Source organism: Mesorhizobium shonense (assembly GCF_040545255.1).
Taxonomy (GTDB): Bacteria; Pseudomonadota; Alphaproteobacteria; order Rhizobiales; family Rhizobiaceae; genus Mesorhizobium; species Mesorhizobium shonense.
On the sequence record NZ_JBEPLM010000012.1, the window covers coordinates 18538 to 35292 of the forward strand.

General features: G+C 65.2%; 18 protein-coding genes. 6 read left to right on the top strand and 12 right to left on the bottom strand.

The features are described 5' to 3' along the window. Nucleotides 1-7: 7 nt before the first annotated feature. Nucleotides 8-922, bottom strand: coding sequence for a DMT family transporter (locus ABID26_RS26035; protein ID WP_126097730.1), 915 nt, complete (start codon nucleotides 920-922; stop codon nucleotides 8-10). Nucleotides 923-1024: 102 nt separating this feature from the next. Between ABID26_RS26035 and ABID26_RS26040 the strand changes: the two genes are divergently transcribed. Continuing rightward, nucleotides 1025-1522 carry a MarR family winged helix-turn-helix transcriptional regulator gene (locus tag ABID26_RS26040; RefSeq protein WP_126097729.1) on the top strand — a complete coding sequence of 166 codons (498 nt, stop codon included), beginning with the start codon at nucleotides 1025-1027 and terminating at the stop codon, nucleotides 1520-1522. On the opposite strand, the gene ABID26_RS26045 is transcribed toward ABID26_RS26040, so the two are convergent. The 4 genes from ABID26_RS26045 to ABID26_RS26060 form a co-directional block, all read right to left on the bottom strand. Further along, a complete protein-coding gene (locus ABID26_RS26045; protein WP_126097728.1) occupies nucleotides 1519-1944 on the bottom strand; it encodes a DUF1178 family protein in 426 nt (141 codons plus the stop codon). The two genes, ABID26_RS26040 and ABID26_RS26045, sit on opposite strands and share 4 nt — an antisense overlap. Then, a complete protein-coding gene (locus tag ABID26_RS26050) occupies nucleotides 1941-2807 on the bottom strand; it encodes a carbon-nitrogen hydrolase family protein (RefSeq protein WP_292302639.1) in 867 nt (288 codons plus the stop codon). The genes ABID26_RS26045 and ABID26_RS26050 overlap by 4 nt, the downstream gene beginning before the upstream one ends. Nucleotides 2808-2809: 2 nt before the next feature. Next, complete coding sequence (gene grxC, locus ABID26_RS26055) at nucleotides 2810-3079, bottom strand: glutaredoxin 3 (protein WP_126097726.1); 270 nt, start codon at nucleotides 3077-3079, stop codon at nucleotides 2810-2812. Nucleotides 3080-3146: 67 nt separating this feature from the next. Beyond that, complete coding sequence (locus ABID26_RS26060; protein ID WP_292302656.1) at nucleotides 3147-3947, bottom strand: ComF family protein; 801 nt, start codon at nucleotides 3945-3947, stop codon at nucleotides 3147-3149. Between the two features lie 63 nt (nucleotides 3948-4010). Here ABID26_RS26060 and ABID26_RS26065 point away from each other — a divergent pair, with 63 nt between their 5' ends. Then, nucleotides 4011-4883 (top strand): methyltransferase domain-containing protein, encoded by an 873-nt coding sequence (locus tag ABID26_RS26065; protein ID WP_292302640.1) that lies wholly within the window; start codon nucleotides 4011-4013, stop codon nucleotides 4881-4883. Between the two features lie 30 nt (nucleotides 4884-4913). Here the strand turns inward: ABID26_RS26065 and ABID26_RS26070 are convergent, their stop codons facing one another. From ABID26_RS26070 to argJ, 5 genes are all read right to left on the bottom strand, one after another. Further along, a complete protein-coding gene (locus ABID26_RS26070; protein ID WP_126097724.1) occupies nucleotides 4914-5096 on the bottom strand; it encodes a Flp family type IVb pilin in 183 nt (60 codons plus the stop codon). Nucleotides 5097-5207: 111 nt separating this feature from the next. After that, nucleotides 5208-5525, bottom strand: a complete 318-nt coding sequence (locus tag ABID26_RS26075; RefSeq protein WP_292302641.1) for a hypothetical protein — start codon at nucleotides 5523-5525, stop codon at nucleotides 5208-5210. 224 nt (nucleotides 5526-5749) lie between these two features. Continuing rightward, the gene (locus ABID26_RS26080; RefSeq protein ID WP_292302642.1) at nucleotides 5750-6172 is read right to left on the bottom strand and encodes a (deoxy)nucleoside triphosphate pyrophosphohydrolase; all 423 of its coding nucleotides are present in this window, start codon (nucleotides 6170-6172) and stop codon (nucleotides 5750-5752) included. Continuing rightward, nucleotides 6169-6948: a GNAT family N-acetyltransferase gene (locus tag ABID26_RS26085; RefSeq protein ID WP_292302643.1), complete on the bottom strand. Its 780-nt coding sequence runs from the start codon at nucleotides 6946-6948 to the stop codon at nucleotides 6169-6171. The genes ABID26_RS26080 and ABID26_RS26085 overlap by 4 nt, the downstream gene beginning before the upstream one ends. Further along, a complete protein-coding gene (gene argJ / locus ABID26_RS26090) occupies nucleotides 6948-8189 on the bottom strand; it encodes a bifunctional glutamate N-acetyltransferase/amino-acid acetyltransferase ArgJ (protein ID WP_292302644.1) in 1242 nt (413 codons plus the stop codon). The genes ABID26_RS26085 and argJ overlap by 1 nt, the downstream gene beginning before the upstream one ends. Before the next feature lie 247 nt (nucleotides 8190-8436). On the opposite strand from argJ, the gene ABID26_RS26095 reads away from it, so the two are divergent. From ABID26_RS26095 to ABID26_RS26105, 3 genes are all read left to right on the top strand, one after another. Continuing rightward, nucleotides 8437-9036: a TetR/AcrR family transcriptional regulator gene (locus ABID26_RS26095; protein WP_292302645.1), complete on the top strand. Its 600-nt coding sequence runs from the start codon at nucleotides 8437-8439 to the stop codon at nucleotides 9034-9036. Nucleotides 9037-9145: 109 nt separating this feature from the next. After that, nucleotides 9146-9469 carry a type II toxin-antitoxin system RelE/ParE family toxin gene (locus tag ABID26_RS26100; protein WP_292302646.1) on the top strand — a complete coding sequence of 108 codons (324 nt, stop codon included), beginning with the start codon at nucleotides 9146-9148 and terminating at the stop codon, nucleotides 9467-9469. A gap of 2 nt (nucleotides 9470-9471) precedes the next feature. After that, nucleotides 9472-9786 carry a helix-turn-helix domain-containing transcriptional regulator gene (locus ABID26_RS26105; RefSeq protein WP_292302647.1) on the top strand — a complete coding sequence of 105 codons (315 nt, stop codon included), beginning with the start codon at nucleotides 9472-9474 and terminating at the stop codon, nucleotides 9784-9786. A 113-nt stretch (nucleotides 9787-9899) separates the two neighbouring features. On the opposite strand, the gene ABID26_RS26110 is transcribed toward ABID26_RS26105, so the two are convergent. Then, complete coding sequence (locus tag ABID26_RS26110) at nucleotides 9900-10817, bottom strand: peptidylprolyl isomerase (RefSeq protein WP_292340546.1); 918 nt, start codon at nucleotides 10815-10817, stop codon at nucleotides 9900-9902. A gap of 264 nt (nucleotides 10818-11081) precedes the next feature. Between ABID26_RS26110 and secA the strand changes: the two genes are divergently transcribed. Beyond that, complete coding sequence (secA, locus tag ABID26_RS26115) at nucleotides 11082-13814, top strand: preprotein translocase subunit SecA (RefSeq protein WP_292302649.1); 2733 nt, start codon at nucleotides 11082-11084, stop codon at nucleotides 13812-13814. Between the two features lie 215 nt (nucleotides 13815-14029). Here secA and ABID26_RS26120 read toward each other — a convergent pair whose 3' ends face one another. After that, the gene (locus ABID26_RS26120; RefSeq protein ID WP_126097719.1) at nucleotides 14030-16615 is read right to left on the bottom strand and encodes an ATP-binding protein; all 2586 of its coding nucleotides are present in this window, start codon (nucleotides 16613-16615) and stop codon (nucleotides 14030-14032) included. Nucleotides 16616-16755: the final 140 nt, after the last annotated feature.

Consider the following 16755-nt stretch of genomic DNA (forward strand, 5'->3'; position numbering starts at 1 on the left):
TTCATGCTCACGCCGGCTGGGCCTGCGCCCTGGCACGGGGTTGGCTTTGCGCCTTCGTCGTGATGAAGACGCCGGCGGTGATGATGGCCGCGCCCAGCCAGGTCAGCAGCTGATAGTGCTCGCCGAGGAAGATCGTACCGGCAAAGAGCCCGATCGCTGCCGCCACATAGCCGATCTGGCTGAGATAGACCGGGCCGCCGACCGCCTGCAGGCGGAAGAAGAAGGCAAACATCGCCGAAGCCGACGCGACCTGGCCGGCAACCACCAGCGGCACGCCGCCGAGCGGAACAAACGCCTGCCAGCCGAACAGCGTCAGGATGCCAAGGAGAAGCAAGGTCGCCGATGCGAGATGGCTGCCGACGGCGAGCTCGATCGGGCCCGTACTCTCAGGCCAGTCGACAGTGCGGTAGATGTTGCCGGCGGCGAGGCTGACCGGGATCAGCAACCCGATCGCCACCCAGAAATAGTCGGCCGGCTGGCCGGCCTCGCCGCGCGTCAGAGCGACCATAGCGGCACCGGCAAAACCGACGGTAATGCCGATGACGCCGAGCAGGTTGGGACGCCTGACGCCGAGCAGGATCGAGAACACCAGCGTGATGACCGGCGAGAGCGTGAACATGATGCCCGTGTATCCGGCACCCAGATGCGGGATGGCCGAGAACATCAGAAGATTGGGAAAGGCATAGGATACGGCGGCGGTGACGAAGAAATAGCGCAGCTTGTGCGCCGTCAGCCGGATGCGCTCGCCAAGCAGCAGAAGCGCTACCAGCAGCACGCCGCCGGCGCCGAGCGAGATGACGAAGGCCCAGACCATGGCCGGCACGCCGGCGGCGGTCGCAAGCTTGCCGAAAGGTAGCGTCATGCCGAGCAATCCGCCGGTGACGATCAGAAGGCCGAGTGCCGAATCCCAGAGAAGTTTCATCTGCGTGGTCCTGTCGCTGCGAGGTCGCGCTTGGCGTCACTCCAATTTGGTGGTAAGATAACGCAAAGATTCTTGATGTCAAGATACTTTGCGGTGAGGCACATGGACCGTGCGGCGAGAGCGATAGAGCAATGGCGGAAGGAGCGGCCGGACCTTGACGTCTCGCCGATGGGAGTGATCGGCCGCCTGAATGAAGCGTCCTCGCTGATCGCGCGCGACCGTCTCGCGCCGCTCTTCGCCCGCTTTGGCCTGCAGCACGGCGAATTCGACGTGCTGGCGACACTGCGCCGTTCCGGCGCGCCTTACGCGCTGACGCCGACCGAGCTCTATGAGGCGACGATGGTCACATCCGGCGCTATGACCGCCCGGCTCGATCGGCTGGAAAAGGCCGGCTTGGTCCAGCGCGCGCCGCACCCGAGCGACCGGCGCGGCGTGGTTGTCCAACTCACCGCGAAAGGCCGCGAACTCATCGACGAGGCGCTCACCGCCCACGTCGCCAACGAGCACCAGATTCTCGCCGGCTTGACGAGCCAGGACCGGGAAACACTGGCAAAATTGCTGGAAAAGTTGATCGGAAGCCTGAGCCAGACAGCCGGCTAGTGCCGATCCTCCGGAAAGCCCGGGATCGGCATGAACTCGACGCCGTCCTCGGCAAGGCTTTGCGCCTCCTCCGGCGTCGCCTCGCCATAGATGCCGCGCGGGTCGGTTTCGCCGAAATGGATCTTGCGCGCTTCCTCGGCGAACTTGTCGCCGACATAGTCGGCGTTCTCGCGCACCTTCTCGGCAAGCGCCTTGAGCTGCGCCAGCGCCTGTTTCTGCGCCTCGCCCATGGCGAGCGCCACCTTTTCTTGGCTGCGCGAGGTCGAGACGGCAGGCGCCATCAGCGCTTTTTCGACTTTGTGCGAGCCGCAGGTCGGGCAATCGACGAAGCCGCGCTTCTTCTGCGTGTCGAAGTCGTCATTGCTGCGGAACCAGGCTTCGAACTCGTGCTCGTGCTCGCAGATAAGCGAAAAGCGGATCAAGAGGCTGCACCCCTGAGACGCGGCGCCTCGCCCCCGCCGGCATTGATGGTGAAATCCCGCGCATTCCGGAGGTTGGGGATCTTGCGGCGCGCGGCCGCAGACTGCGCCGGATCGATCTCGGCGACGATCACGCCTGGCTCGTCATGCGCGGCCTCGGCGATGATGTGGCCCCACGGGTCCACGATCAGTGAGTGGCCATAGGTCTCGCGGCCATCCTCATGCAGCCCGCCCTGCGCTGCCGCGATGACATAGGCGCCGTTCTCGATCGCGCGCGCCCTGAGCAGCACATGCCAGTGCGCCTCGCCGGTCTGGCGGGTGAAGGCGGCGGGCACCGAAAGCACATGAGCCCCCGCCAGCGCCTCGGCGCGGAACAGCTGCGGGAAGCGCAGGTCGTAGCAGACGGCGAACCCCAGTCTCGCGCCATCGATGTCGGTGACGATGGCCTCGGTCCCCGGCTCGTAAGAGGCGGATTCGCGCCAGCTTTCGCCATTGTCGAGGTCGACGTCGAACATGTGGATCTTGTCGTAATTGGCGACCGTGCCGCCGTCGGGCGCGAACAGGAACGCGCGGTTGGCGAGCTTGCCGTCGGCGCGCAGGATCGCCGTCGAGCCGACATGCAGGTAGATGCCGAGTTCCTCGGCAAGCTTCCGCGCCGTCGAAACGACGACGTCCTTATCCTCGGTGGTGAAGGCGGCGGCGCCTGCCTGCTTGTCGCGGATGAGCGCGCCAGTCATTTCCGGCGTCTGGACATAGGTCGCGCCCCGGTGTGCTGCCTCGCGGACCAGCCGTTCCATGTCGGCGGCGTTGCGCTCCGGGCTGGTGCCCGAACGCATCTGCACAGCCGCCGCTTTGAAAATGCCCATGATCAAGCCCTCGCTCCGCTGGCAAGCAGCCCGTCCAGCCGACCTTGCGACTCCAATTCATGGAGGTCGTCGCAGCCGCCGACATGCGTGTCGCCGATGAAGATTTGCGGAAAGGTGGTTCGCCCATGCGCCCGCGAAATCATTTCCTGGCGCAGTTCCGGCGAAAACGAAGCGTCGTGCTCGGTATAGGTCACACCCTTGCGCTCGAGCAGCCGCTTGGCGGCGGTGCAATAGCCGCACATCATCCGGGTGTAGATCGTCACGTCGACCATCAGTCAGCAATCCTGTTTGCGCACATCGCCCAAGAGTTGCGGGACGACGACATGCACCAAATTGAATCTATATAGTCGCGGACTCGTCGGCCCGAAAGTCCCCCGGCAGGACACGGGCGAAGGTCAGCACGTCGACCGCTCCGGCGCCGCTCTTCTTCAGCGCCTTGGCCACCGCGCGCACGGTGGCGCCTGTGGTGAAGACATCGTCGATGACAAGCACCCTGCGGCCGGAGATCTCGATCTCGGCTTCAGGCGGGACGCGGAACGCGGCGCGCACATTCTCCTCGCGCTCGTGCCGCTCCAGCCCGACCTGCTGGCGGGTAAGCTTCACGCGTCTCACCGCTGCCGGCGAAAACGGGAGGCCGCTGAGCCTCGATACCGCCCGCGCCAGCTCCGCGGACTGGTTGAATTGCCGCCGCAAGAACCGCCGCCAATGCAGGGGCACCGGCACCACCACGTCGGCTTCGCCGATCAGCTCCGCGCCGGCGCGGAGCATCCAGCGCGCCATCCATGGCGCGAGATCCGTACGATCCTGGTATTTCAGCCCTTGCACCATTTGGCGTGCAACCCCTGAATAGACGACCGCTGCCCGTGCCCGCTCGAAAGGCGGCGGATCGGCGATCGCCTCGGCGGAGAGAAAACCCTCGCCCATGTCATGGGTGAAAGGCGTGCCCATCACCGGACACCAGGGCTTCTCCAGCAGCCGAAGCTTCGGCCAGCAGGCGCCGCACAGCACGCCAGGCCGCGAGACGTGGCGGCGGCAGCCGGCGCAGACCGGCGGAAACAGCATGCGCGCCGGCCAGTTGAGCGTCTGCCGCGCCATGTCCTTGATCGCAATGGTCTTGATCTTGTGCACCGGATCGGCCACGTGAAGGTAATCCCGCGCCACCATAGCATCGGTCCGGCATGCGCGGACAATAGGAATAGCCCATTGCAACCCTTGATCGACACGGAGCTTTGGCTTGCGCACAAGCGCCGTGCGCTCATCCGCCCCCTCGACGGCGCCGATTTCCTGATGCGGCGGGCGGCGGAGGACCTTGCCGACCGGCTGGGCGCGGTCGAGCGCAAATTCGGCAAGGCGGCGGCGCTGTTTTGCCAGACATCGGCCGCGGCCAGGGTGCTCGCCGACAGCGGCAAGGTGGCCGACATCGTTCGCGTGGAGACCGATGACGCCTTCCTTGCAGGCGAAGCCGGCGTCGTCGCCCCGGCGGAAACCGTGCCGTTCGAAGCTGAAAGCCTCGATCTCGTCGTCTCGCTGCTGTCGCTGCAGGCGATGAACGACATCCCCGGCGTGCTGGCACAGATCCGCCGCGCGCTGAAGCCCGACGGGCTGTTCCTCGGCGCTCTGGCCGGCGCCGGCACGCTTGCGGAGCTGCGCGAAAGCCTGCTTGCCGCCGAGACCGAGCTTCATGGCGGCGCAAGCCCCCGCGTCCTTCCATTCACCGATGTGCGCGACGCCGGCGCGTTGCTGCAGCGTGCCGGCCTGGCGCTGCCGGTCGCCGACGTCGAGACGGTCACGGTGCGCTACTCCTCGCTGTTCGGCCTTGCCGCCGATCTGCGCGCCATGGGCGAGACCAGCCCGCTTTCCGACCGCAGCCGGCGTCCGGCCACCCGGCGGCTGTTCGCCCGCGCCGCCGAAATCTATGCCGAGCGGTTTTCGGACCCGGACGGCCGCATCCGGGCGAGCTTTTCGATCGTGTGGATGTCCGGCTGGGCGCCCGACGCCTCGCAGCAGAAACCGCTCAAACCGGGCTCGGCCAAGGTCTCGCTGAAGGCGATCCTGGAGAAGCCGACGGGGCACTGACCGATGCGAGCCGCGGTCTGACGGATGCGGTCAGTGCTGGGCAAATGCGTTGGCAAGTTTGCTGTTGTTGTCGGAGAACAGCCACTGGATCGCGTCGGCGGCCTTGCCGACGCCGCCGACGATTGCAAGCGACAGCACGGCAACGATCAGACCATATTCGATGGCCGTGGCGCCCGTTTCATCCTGTAGGAATTGCTGCAGCAGGTTTTTCATGGTCGTCGATCCCTCTTGTCGGGAACCATAAGGCCTACCCGTTAAGAAAGGTTAACGGCAAAAGCTTAACGGGGGGTGAAATAGCCATCTCTGGCTGAATTCATTAACCAATTAGCAGTCGCCATAGCGGCTGCCATCGTTGCGAATCACGCAGATGGAACTTGGCAGCGGCTGCAGCACGCTTCGCCGCAATGTGTAGGTGTCGCGGCGGCCGATCGAGCCGGTGCGGGACATGTCGAGCCCGCTGGTCAGACTGTTACGCGCGCCCTGCGGCCGCGTCTGGCTGTCGAGGAAAGGCGTCGCGATCAACGCCAGCGCCACCGCGGCCGATCCGAAAAGCAAGGTGATCCGCAAAATGCCCATGCCGGCATCGCCGACGCGGAAAGTGCGGTCGGGCCGGATCGAGTCCCGGTCTCCCTCGATGCTCATGGAATGGCTCTCCAAACAAATCGGCATGCCGCTGCGCGGACAACTTGGCCTCAATCTTCCATGTCGAGATAAATCTTCCATTAACGCTGCCTAAAACAGGCGGGGCAACGGCAGCTTGGAGCAATCGAGGGAAAAGCGCGTAGCGGTTCCCTCCGCAATTGCGCAAAACAAAAAATCGCCAGCGCAGTTCGGCGTCTGGTGGAAACGCTGAACTGCGCTGACGATCACAACAGATCGATGAGGAACTGGATCAGCGGCGCGTCCGCAGGCGGCATCGGATAGTCGCGCATCTGCCGCGGCCTGACCCATTTCAGCCCCTGCCCTTCCTTCGGCTGCGCGATGCCGCGGAACCGCCGGCAGATATAAAGCGGCATCAGCAGGTGGAAATCGTCGTAGCCGTGGCTGGCGAAGGTGAGCGGCGCGAGGCAGGGGATCTCGGTCTCGATGCCGAGCTCTTCGTGCAGCTCGCGCACCAGGCATTCTTCCGGCGTCTCGCCTGGCTCGACCTTGCCGCCGGGAAACTCCCATAGGCCGGCGAGCTGCTTGCCCTCGGGGCGCTGCGCCAGGAGCACGCGCCGGTCGGCGTCGACCAGTGCGCAGGCCGCGACGAGAAGCAGGCGCTTTCCGGCTGGCTTGATCTCGCTCATGCGCCCTGTGGCCGGCGATAGTGGTAGCGGTAGACTTCCTCGAAGCCGAGCGACCGGTAGAGCGACAACGCCGCAACATTGCCGGCTTCGACCTGCAGCCAGGCTTCGCGCGCGCCGCGCAGCCGCGCCCATTTCAATGCCGACAGGATGAGATTGCGGCCATGGCCTTTGTTGCGCGCCGACTTTTCGGTGGCGACCTCGAACAGTCCGGCGAGGTCGCCGTCATGGACGCAGATCAGCGTCGACAGCGCCTCGTTGCCGTCTTCGAGCGCAAACAGCCCCGCTTCCGGCTGGATGGCGCCGATGACTTCCGACAGGCCGGGCCGCAGCGCGACATCCGAGCTGTTCGTCTTGATCGCCGCGCCGATGAAGCGGCTGATGTCCTTCAGCGGAATCTGGTCCATCGCCGCGTCGAGCTGCGCTTCCTTGAGCGGCAGCCGCATCACCAGCGATTCGTCGAACCGGCTCCAGCCCGCCTCGTCGAGATGCTTCGACAGCACCGGCCCCGAAAGCGGCGACATGCGAAAGGTCAGCGGCCTGCCATAGGCGTCGAAGCGGCGGCTGGCGCGCACAATCCGCTCGGCAATGTGCTGAGTGTCGCCCGGATCCAGCGGATTGACCGAATTCAGGCGCTTCGCCGGGTGGCCGGCCGTCAACCGAACCACCCATGTCCCGTCATAGTGGACGGCCGCCGCCGGCCAGGCGCGAAAGCCCGCCGCCTCATAGCGGCGCACGACCGCGAGCACGCTTGCCGGATGTCTCGACACCGGCGCCATCAGCTCCGGTAGTCGCCATTGATGGCGACATATTCCTTGGTGAGGTCGCAGGTCCACACCGTCGCCTTGCCGCGCCCGATGCCGATGTCGGCGCGGATGCGGATGTCGTCGCGCTTCATGTACGCGGAGGTCGCTTCCTCGGAGTAGGCCGGATCGCGTTCGCCCTCATGCGCCAGGCGGTTGTCGCCGAACCAGATCGACAGCCGGTCGCGGTCAGCCGGCTCGCCGGCCTTGCCGACAGCCATCACGACGCGGCCCCAATTGGCGTCCTCGCCGGCGACCGCGGTCTTGACCAGCGGCGAGTTGGCGATCGAAAGCGCGATGCGTTTGGCCGAGCGGGCGGACTTGGCGCCGGTGACGGTGACCTCGACCTGCTTGCGCGCGCCCTCGCCGTCGCGCACCACTTGCAGCGCCAGCGATTTCAGCACCTTGCCGAGCGCGCGGCGGAAGGCGCCGAGCCGCGCATCCTTCGGATCGCTGATCGCCGGAGCGCCGCGCGCGGCGGCCTTGCCGGTGGCGAAGATGAGCAGCGTGTCGCTGGTCGAGGTGTCGCTGTCGACGGTGACGGCGTTGAAGGTCTTGACCGTGCCGCGCGACAACAGGTCCTGCAGCACGGGGGCCGCGATCGGCGCGTCGGTGGCGATGAAGGAAAGCATCGTCGCCATGTCGGGCGCGATCATGCCGGCGCCTTTGGCGATGCCGTTGATGGTCACGTCCACGTCGCCGAGCTTCACCGTCTGCGTTGCCACCTTCGGATAGGTGTCCGTGGTCATGATGGCCTTTGCCGCCTCGGTCCACAGGTCCGGCTGGCCGTCCTTCACCAGGCCGGTCAGCAGGTGGCTGAATTTGTTGGTGTCGAGCGGCTCGCCGATAACGCCGGTCGAGGCCAGGAACACCTCGCTCTCGGAGCATCCGGCGGCCTTCGCCGCCGCCTCGCCCGTCAGCGCGGTCGAAGCCATGCCTTTCTTGCCGGTGAAGGCGTTGGCATTGCCGGAATTGACCACCAGCACGCGCGCGTTGCCGGCGGGCAGGTTCTGGCGGCAGTAGTCGACTGGCGCCGAGGGGCATTTCGAGCGGGTGAAGACTCCGGCGACGGCCGTGCCCGCATCGAAGACCATGGCGAGCAGGTCGGTGCGATTCCGGTACTTGATCCCGGCCTCCGCGGTGGCGATGCGCACGCCCTCGATGACCGGCATCTTGGGATATTTCTTCGGTGCAAGCGGCGAAATCGTTGCGGACATGGGGACCCCGAAGCGGCAGAACGCGAAAGGAAGGCCGGTTTGCCCGATAGCGCGCGCCAGCGCAAGAGGCGTTCTGGCCGCGCTCCACGGTCGCCGCCAAAGGTCCTGCGACCCATACGGTCCGTTTCGTTTCAGCTCCGGACTCAATATGATCGGGCCGGAGATTCACCGGCTAAAGCAATTCTAGGAAAAGTGTGAAAACGGTCTTCCGTCCGGAATTGCGCCAAAACGATCTAAGGACGACGAAATGGACGAACTCGCCGCCCCGGGGCGCAAATCGATAGGCGCAAAGCGAAACCCGGAAAGCGCCGATGCCATCCTCGAGGCCGCCGAAGCGGTCTTGGCGGAGGCCGGCTATTCCGGCTTCTCGATCGAGGCCGTCGCGCGACGGGCGCGGGCCGGGAAACCGACCATCTATCGCTGGTGGCCGAGCAAGGCGGCGCTGCTGATCGAGGTCTATCAGCGGCAAAAACGCGTCGAGACGCCCGATACGGGCAAGCTCGAGGAGGACCTTGCCGGCTTCCTCGTGAATCTGTTCGCGCATTGGCGCGACACCTCGTCCGGCAATGTCTTCCGGTCGCTGATCGCCGAAGCGCAATCCGACAAGGCCGCCGCGGCGGCGCTTGCCGACTACGCAAGGGGGCGCCGCGCCCATACCGGCCGGATGATCGAGCGCGCCAAGGCGCGCGGCGAGGTGGCGGCCGACGTCGATGCCGAACTGGTGGCGGACCTCGTCGCATCGTTCGCCTGGAGGCATCTTTTGACCAACCGCCTCGACGAAGACGAGGCGAAGATCCGGATCGCGGTGCGTTATGTGGTGCGCGGCGTCCTTCGCGACCGCTCTTAGCAGCTCTCAAGGCATCGCAGCGAAGGCACTTGGAAATCCCGTGGAACGTCATCTACAGGCAGGAAGCTAGAACTTGCCAAACAGTAACATATATGTTACCACATAGCGAATGAAAATTCTGGAATTCCTCGAGATTGATGGACACAGCCCGTTTAGGACGTGGTTTAGGTCTCTGGATTCACGGGCTGCGGCAAAAGTCACCGTCGCCCTTGCCCGCATCGAGCAGGGCAATATTGCAAGCCTCAAATCAGTCGGAGCTGGCGTTCTCGAACACCGTATCGATTGGGGACCAGGCTACCGGCTCTATCTCGGGCGTGATGGCGAAGAATTAGTCATTCTTCTCGCCGGCGGCACAAAGCGCCGGCAACAGGTGGATATCACGACCGCCCAAGGCCGATGGCAAGAGTACCGACAACGAAAGAAAGGACGATAGCGATGCCTCTGACCCGCGACTTCAAGGAGACCATCAAGGCCCGTGCCGACGCCGACATGGCTTTTCGTGCCGCTCTTCTCGGTGAGGCCGTTGAGTTGCTCCTCAATGGCGACGTCGACACAGGCAAGCTCGTGCTGCGCGACTATATCAACGCGACCATCGGCTTCGAAGAACTCGCCGAGGACGTTGGCAAACCACCAAAGAGCCTCATGCGGATGTTCAGCGCTGCCGGCAATCCCACGGCCGGCAACCTGTTCTCCGTTATCAGCCACTTGCAGAAGGCGACCGGGGTTCACCTAGCCGTGCAAACATCCTGATGACAACGTCAACAACCTAAAGCGCGATTCCGTTTTTCAGCGCGACGCGCTTTAACTCCCGAACGCGAAAGGGCGCCCGAAGGCGCCCTTTGCAGCGTCTTGGCCTGGCCGGATTACTTGCCGCTCTCCAGCGTGTCGACCGCCGCCTTCAGCTTCGCGTCCGGGATCTCGACCTTGGCGGCGCCGCGCAATTCCTTGACCATGGCGAAATACTTGTCGCGGATGACCGCCTGCTTGGCCTGATCCTTGACGTCGTCGAAGGCCGGCGGCTGCTTGGCCCGCTTGTCCTCGACCTTGATGACATGCCAGCCGAACTGCGACTGCACCGGCTCCTTCGAGTATTTGCCGACCTCAAGCGCGAACGCCGCCTTGTCGAATTCCGGCACCATCTGCCCAGGGCCGAACCAGCCGAGGTCGCCGCCGTTCGACTTGCCGCTCGGGTCGCTGGTGTGCTCGTTGGCGAGCTTCTGGAAATCGGCGCCGCCGTCGAGCTGCTTGATGATCGCCTCCGCCTCTTCCTTCGTCTTCACGAGGATGTGACGGGCATGGATCTCATTGACCGGCGGCGTGTTGGCGATTTCCTGGTCGTAGCGGGCGCGGACGTCAGCATCCGTCACCTTGTTGACGACTTCCTTCTCGACCACTTCTCCATGCAGGGCGCGCTGCTGCAGGAACGCCATGCGGCGCTGGAAATCGGCATCCTTGTCGAGACCGCTGTCGACCGCCTTTTTTGCCATGACGCGGATCTCGATGGCTGCCGAAAGGGCGGCGGCACGGCGCTGTTCCGGCGGCAGCTGCGCGAACTGCTGTGACAGTTCGCCTTCGGCGAGCGCAAGGTCCGCCTCGGTCAGCTTCTCGCCGTTGATGGTGGCGACCACGGCGTTCGGGTCGACCGGCGCGGCGGCGGGAGCCGTGGCGTCCGGCTGGGCGGGCTTGGTTTCCTGCGCCATCAGCGCCGACAGCGAAAGAGCCGAGAGCCCGAAGGCCAGGCCAAGGCTGGCGAGCGACGCGCGGCGGAACGACAGGGACATCAAGATAAACTCCAATGGGGATTGCCAATAAGGATCGCTTGAGCGGAAAGGTTCCAGATCAGTCGGATTGTGGCGGAATTTGGCGCTGCCCATGGGGCTAACGCGGCGTTGACATCAGTTGAGCCCCCTCTTATCTGTCCAACGACTTGGCGTCCAGAACCGTTTTCCGGGCGCTATTTGCGTTTGTCCGCATTCACGCGGATTTGATGGGCCCGCCAGGCGCCCGTCGCAAACGGCTAAAATTGCTATCGAAAGGGCCATTGGATGGTCAGTCTCGGCGGTCTCGCCCGTAAGGTTTTCGGCTCCTCCAACGATCGCCGCGTCAAGTCGACCCGGCCCCGTGTCGAGGCCATCAACGCCATGGAAAACGAGATGCGGGCGTTCTCGGATGCCGAGCTGGCCGGCCGCACCGAAAAATTCCGCCAGGATCTCGCCAACGGCGCCTCGCTCGACGATCTTTTGATACCGGCCTTCGCCACCGTGCGCGAGGCGGCCCGCCGCGTTTTGGGCATGCGTCCTTTTGACGTGCAATTGATCGGCGGCATGGTGCTGCACAATGGCGGCATCGCCGAGATGCGCACCGGCGAGGGCAAGACGCTGGTCGCCACCTTGCCGGTCTATCTCAATGCGCTCGCCGCCAAGGGCGTTCATGTCGTGACCGTCAACGACTATCTCGCCAAGCGCGACGCCGAATGGATGGGCCGCGTCTACAAATTCCTCGGCCTGACCGTCGGCATCATCGTCCACGGCCTCTCCGACGACGAGCGCCGCGAGGCCTACGCCTGCGACGTCACCTACGCAACCAACAACGAGCTCGGCTTCGACTATCTGCGCGACAACATGAAATACGAGCGCTCGCAGATGGTGCAGCGCGGCCATGCCTACGCCATCGTCGACGAGGTCGATTCCATCCTGGTCGACGAGGCGCGCACGCCGCTGATCATTTCCGGTCCGCTCGAGGACCGCTCGGAAATGTACAACACCATCGACACCTACATGCTGAAACTCGGCCCGGCCGACTACGAGGTCGACGAGAAGCAGAAGACCACGATCTTCACCGAGGACGGCACCGAGAAGCTGGAAAACATGCTGCGCGACGCCGGCCTTTTGAAGGGCGAGTCGCTCTACGACGTCGAGAACGTCGCCATCGTCCACCACGTCAACAACGCGCTCAAGGCGCACCTCCTGTTCCAGAAGGACAGGGATTACATCGTGCGCAACGGCGAGATCGTCATCATCGACGAGTTCACCGGCCGCATGATGCCCGGCCGTCGCTATTCGGAAGGCCTGCACCAGGCGCTCGAGGCCAAGGAGCACGTGCAGATCCAGCCGGAGAACCAGACGCTCGCCTCCGTCACCTTCCAGAACTATTTCCGCCTCTACAAGAAGCTCGCGGGTATGACCGGCACGGCGCTGACCGAGGCCGAGGAATTTGCCAACATCTACAATCTCGAAGTCACCGAGATCCCGACCAACCTGCCGGTCGTGCGCAAGGATGAGGACGACGAGGTCTATCGGACGGTCGATGAAAAATACAAGGCGATCGTCAAGGAAATCAAGGAAGCGCGCGACAAGGGCCAGCCGATCCTGGTCGGCACCACCTCGATCGAGAAATCCGAGCAGTTGGCCGAGCGTCTGCGCAAGGATGGCTTCAAGAACTTCGAGGTCCTCAACGCCCGCCACCACGAGCGCGAGGCGTCCATCGTCGCCCAGGCCGGCAAGCCCGGTGCCATCACCATCGCCACCAACATGGCTGGCCGCGGCACCGACATTCAGCTCGGCGGCAATGCCGACATGCGCATCGCCGAGGAGCTTGCGGAGGTTCCGCCCGGACCGGAGCGCGAGGCCCGCGAAAAGCAGATCCGCGACGACATCGCGCAACTGAAGGAAAAGGCGCTGGCCGCCGGCGGCCTCTACGTTTTGGCCACCGAGCGCCATGAATCGCGCCGCATCGACAACCAGCTCCGCGGTCGTTCCGGCCGCCAGGGTGACCCCGGCCGCTCGAAATTCTTCCTGTCGCTGCAGGACGACCTGATGCGCATCTTCGGCTCCGAGCGCATGGACGGCATGCTGCAGAAGCTCGGCCTCAAGGAAGACGAGGCGATCATCCATCCCTGGATCAACAAGGCGCTTGAGAAGGCGCAGAAGAAGGTCGAGGCGCGCAACTTCGACATCCGCAAGAACCTTCTGAAATATGACGACGTCTCGAACGACCAGCGCAAGGTGGTGTTCGAGCAGCGCATCGAGCTGATGGACGGCGAAGGACTGTCCGAGACGGTCACCGAGATGCGCGAGGGCGTCATTGAGGAAATCGTCGCCAAGAACATTCCCGAAAACGCCTATGCCGAGCAGTGGAACGTCGCCGGCCTCAAGGAAGAAGTGGCGCAGTACCTCAACCTCGACCTGCCGGTCGAGGAGTGGGTCAAGGAAGAAGGCATCGCCGAGGACGACATCCGCGAGCGCATTTCGGCCGCTGCGGATGCCGCCGCCAAGGAGCGCGCCGAGCGCTTCGGCCCCGATGTGATGAGCTATGTCGAGCGCTCGGTGGTGCTGCAGACGCTTGACCATTTGTGGCGCGAGCACATCGTCAACCTCGACCACTTGCGCTCGGTCGTCGGCTTCCGCGGCTATGCCCAGCGCGACCCGCTGCAGGAGTACAAGGGCGAGGCGTTCGAGCTGTTCCAGGGCATGCTCGGCAATCTGCGCCAGGCCGTCACCGCGCAGCTGATGCGCGTCGAGCTGGTCCGCCAGGCGGCGAAAGCGCCGCCGCCGGAAGCGCCCGACATGTTCGGCAGCCATCTCGACGGCACCACCGGCGAGGACGATTTCCAGGGCGGCGAGACCGCACTTCTGGTCCGCCAGGAATCCAACGCCATCGTTGCGCCGGAAAATCGCGATCCGAAGAACCCGGCGACCTGGGGCAAGGTCGGCCGCAACGAGGCCTGTCCCTGCGGTTCGGGCAAAAAGTACAAGCACTGCCACGGCGCATTTGCTTGATTTTGATAGGTCGGCGGGACAGCACCCCCCTCTGGCCTGCCGGCCATCTCCCCCTCAAGGGGGGAGATTAGCGGTTTCGCCGACGGCGCCCAATCATCAACGTCAGCGATTGGCAAAAACCGAAGTAACGTCCGATCTCCCCCTTGAGGGAAGATGCCCGGCAGGGCAGAGGGGGGGTGCCTGGCACCAACCTTCGAGTTCGCTCTCTCGAAACCTCACAACAACCCTGACGCCCGCGCGGCGGCCGTCGCCTCGCCGCGCGAGACGGCTTCCAGTTTCTCCAGCACCGCCGAAACATGGTGATCGACCGTCTTCGGCGAGATGGTCAGCTGCGCGGCGATCTTCTTGTTGGAGAAGCCGCGCTCGATCAGCTGCAGCACTTCCATCTGGCGCTGGGTGAGGCCGGCGCCATTGGCGCGCGTCGCCTGCCTTGGTCCCCGCGCGATATGAATGACGCCGCTCTGCCGCATCATGCCGCGCACACGCTGCGCCACCGGCCTTGCGCCAAGCCCTTCGAAAATACCGAGCGCCTCGCGCAGCGCCGCCTCGTCGCCTTGCAGCAAGGCGAGCGCGCGCTCGAAGGGGGCATCCATCCCGGCCCAGAATGCCGCGGCGCCGCGCCAATCGCCGGCAAGCAGAAGGCGATGCGGCTCGGTCATGCCGCGGGTGTCGCCGGGATCGCTCTCAGGCGACAGCAGCTGCCGCCAGGTCGCCAGCTCGCCGAACACCGCCCGCGTCGGCGACAGGTCTTCGGCAAGACCGATAAGGCGCAGCGCCTCGGCTCTGTCGCCCTGTCCAAGCCATGCGAGCTCGGCCATCACCGCCGCATAAGGCACCAGCCGTTGCAGCTCCATCCCCTTGTCCAGGAACCGCCTCATCTCGTCCAGCACCGGCTCGGCCGACGGATCGCCGCGCCGGATGCGCAGTTTCGCCAGCGCCACCAGCGAGGGATAGCGGACAAGCGCGGTGGTTGCCTCGTCGTCGATGACGTCATGCGCCACCGCGGCCGCGTCGTTCCACAGGCCGCGCCGCAGCAGCAATTGCGCCTGCACGCCGCGCATGTAATCGCACCAGGTCGCGAGATCGTTCTCGACGCAATAGGCGACGCCGCGGTCCAGAAGGGCTTCCGCCTCGTTGAGGTTGAGCCTGTTCATCTCGACGCAGGCGCAATTGGTGAAGGCGCGCGCCGCATGCTCCTGGAAATTCCCCGCGAGGGCTAATCCAAGGCTGCGGGCGAGATCGCGTCGCCCTTTGGCGAAATCCAGCCATTGCCCGGCGGCGCCGACATTGTTGAGCGCGTGACAGAGAATGTCCGGCCGGTTCAGCCGCTCGGCCAACTCGACCGCCTTGGCTCCAAGCGAAATCGTCTCGTCGAGCCTTTCGGCCAGCATCGCCAGCTGGGAGAGGTTCGAGTAAGCCATGGCAAGCTCGGGACTGTCGGGCGCCGTCTCCAGAAGCTCGACGGCCTGCGCCCCGAACCGGTCCGCCGCCGCGCGGTCGCCGAGCAGGTAGGCGAAGCGCGACAGGCATCTGAGGCTGTCGCCTTCCTTCAGCCTGTCTCCCAGCGCCTGCCGCAGCCGGCGCGCCTCGCCTTGCGCCTCCATGGCCGCGTCGACGCGGCCGATGAGGTGGCATTCGAAGGCATGGCCTTCATGCAGTGCCGCCTGGCTTTCCATCGGCAGGCCGTCGCAATATCGCAGGGCGACCTCGTAGTGGCCGGCGGCATCGCGATGCGCGCCGACGCGGGAAGCCTCGCGCGCGGCGAGCGGCGCGAGCTGGCGCACCGCCTCCAGGTCCTGCGCCTCAACCGCATGATGCACCAGCCTTGCGGTGGCCACATCCGGGTTTTCCCGCAGCGCCGCCAGCGCGCGCTGGTTGAACTCGCGCCGTCGGCTCGGTGTCAGAGCCGTCTCGATGGCCCGGCGAGCGATCTCATGCCTGAAGGCGTAGCCGTCGCCGAAATCCTCGAGCAGACCTTGGCTGATGCATTCGGCGAGCTGACCGGCGGCGGCGATCCCGCACAGGCCCTGCAGCGCCCAGCCGTCGGCGCGGCGCGGAAACACGGATACCGCGTCGAGCATCGAGCGGGCGCCGGGCGACAGCCGCTCCGCCCGCGCCAGCACCGCGTCGCGCACGCTGGCCGGCAGCGCGCTGTCGCTTTCGCCGGCGAGCAGCTCCGTGACGAAGAAGGCATTGCCGGCGGTGGCCCGGTAGATGGCGCCGCCGTCGCGGCCGGCTATCTCGGCCAGCGACAGCACGGCGGCTTCGCTGAGCAGCGGCACCTCGATACGCACGACATTGCCGGCCGGGATCTCGCCCAATGCCCGGCGTACGCGCATCTGACCCTCGCTGCGATCGGTGCGCGCCGTGACCAGAAGCAGGATGTGCGAGTTCGCAATACGACGACCGAGGAAGCGAACGAAATCGAGCGTCGCGTCATCCGCCCAATGCAGGTCCTCGATGATCAGCAGGCTCGGGCCTTTCGCCTCGAAGACGTCGAGCGCATCGGAAAACAGCGGCAGCCTCTGTCCCTGCCGGTCGTCGATCGCGCGCGGCAGTTCCCATTGCGCCTCGCGGGCGAGGTCATAGAGCGGCCCCAGCGGATCAGGGATCGATAGGTCCTCGCAGGCGCTGCGGAGCAGGGTCACACTTTGTCCCACACGATCCACCAAAGCCTCGACCAGCGCCGTCTTGCCGGCGCCGGCCTCGCCCGACAACGCCGCGACGCGGCCGCGGCCTTGCATTGCCTCCGCCAGGAGGGCTTCCAGTTGCCGCAGCTGCGTCTGCCGTTCCAGAAGCATTCTCGTTCTCTCACGCAAAGTCAGGATTTCACCGCGGCGGGTGCCGCCTCCGATAGTCCGGATGAGCGCGCCACAATGTGACCTTCCACACATTTTGGTGCGGTTCTCCACAATTAACGCTTCTAACATGGGGAATCGTC

What these genes read in the sequence shown, in the direction of transcription:
- ABID26_RS26040 (WP_126097729.1), top strand. Translation starts at nt 1,025, where the DNA reads ATGGACCGTGCGGCGAGAGCGATAGAGCAATGGCGGAAGGAGCGGCCG.
- ABID26_RS26070 (WP_126097724.1), bottom strand. Translation starts at nt 5,096, where the DNA reads ATGAAAAACCTGCTGCAGCAATTCCTACAGGATGAAACGGGCGCCACG.
- ABID26_RS26080 (WP_292302642.1), bottom strand. Translation starts at nt 6,172, where the DNA reads ATGAGCGAGATCAAGCCAGCCGGAAAGCGCCTGCTTCTCGTCGCGGCC.
- ABID26_RS26105 (WP_292302647.1), top strand. Translation starts at nt 9,472, where the DNA reads ATGCCTCTGACCCGCGACTTCAAGGAGACCATCAAGGCCCGTGCCGAC.
- ABID26_RS26110 (WP_292340546.1), bottom strand. Translation starts at nt 10,817, where the DNA reads ATGTCCCTGTCGTTCCGCCGCGCGTCGCTCGCCAGCCTTGGCCTGGCC.
- ABID26_RS26075 (WP_292302641.1), bottom strand. Translation starts at nt 5,525, where the DNA reads ATGAGCATCGAGGGAGACCGGGACTCGATCCGGCCCGACCGCACTTTC.
- ABID26_RS26050 (WP_292302639.1), bottom strand. Translation starts at nt 2,807, where the DNA reads ATGGGCATTTTCAAAGCGGCGGCTGTGCAGATGCGTTCGGGCACCAGC.
- ABID26_RS26095 (WP_292302645.1), top strand. Translation starts at nt 8,437, where the DNA reads ATGGACGAACTCGCCGCCCCGGGGCGCAAATCGATAGGCGCAAAGCGA.
- ABID26_RS26100 (WP_292302646.1), top strand. Translation starts at nt 9,146, where the DNA reads ATGAAAATTCTGGAATTCCTCGAGATTGATGGACACAGCCCGTTTAGG.
- argJ (WP_292302644.1), bottom strand. Translation starts at nt 8,189, where the DNA reads ATGTCCGCAACGATTTCGCCGCTTGCACCGAAGAAATATCCCAAGATG.
- secA (WP_292302649.1), top strand. Translation starts at nt 11,082, where the DNA reads ATGGTCAGTCTCGGCGGTCTCGCCCGTAAGGTTTTCGGCTCCTCCAAC.
- grxC (WP_126097726.1), bottom strand. Translation starts at nt 3,079, where the DNA reads ATGGTCGACGTGACGATCTACACCCGGATGATGTGCGGCTATTGCACC.
- ABID26_RS26035 (WP_126097730.1), bottom strand. Translation starts at nt 922, where the DNA reads ATGAAACTTCTCTGGGATTCGGCACTCGGCCTTCTGATCGTCACCGGC.
- ABID26_RS26085 (WP_292302643.1), bottom strand. Translation starts at nt 6,948, where the DNA reads ATGGCGCCGGTGTCGAGACATCCGGCAAGCGTGCTCGCGGTCGTGCGC.
- ABID26_RS26120 (WP_126097719.1), bottom strand. Translation starts at nt 16,615, where the DNA reads ATGCTTCTGGAACGGCAGACGCAGCTGCGGCAACTGGAAGCCCTCCTG.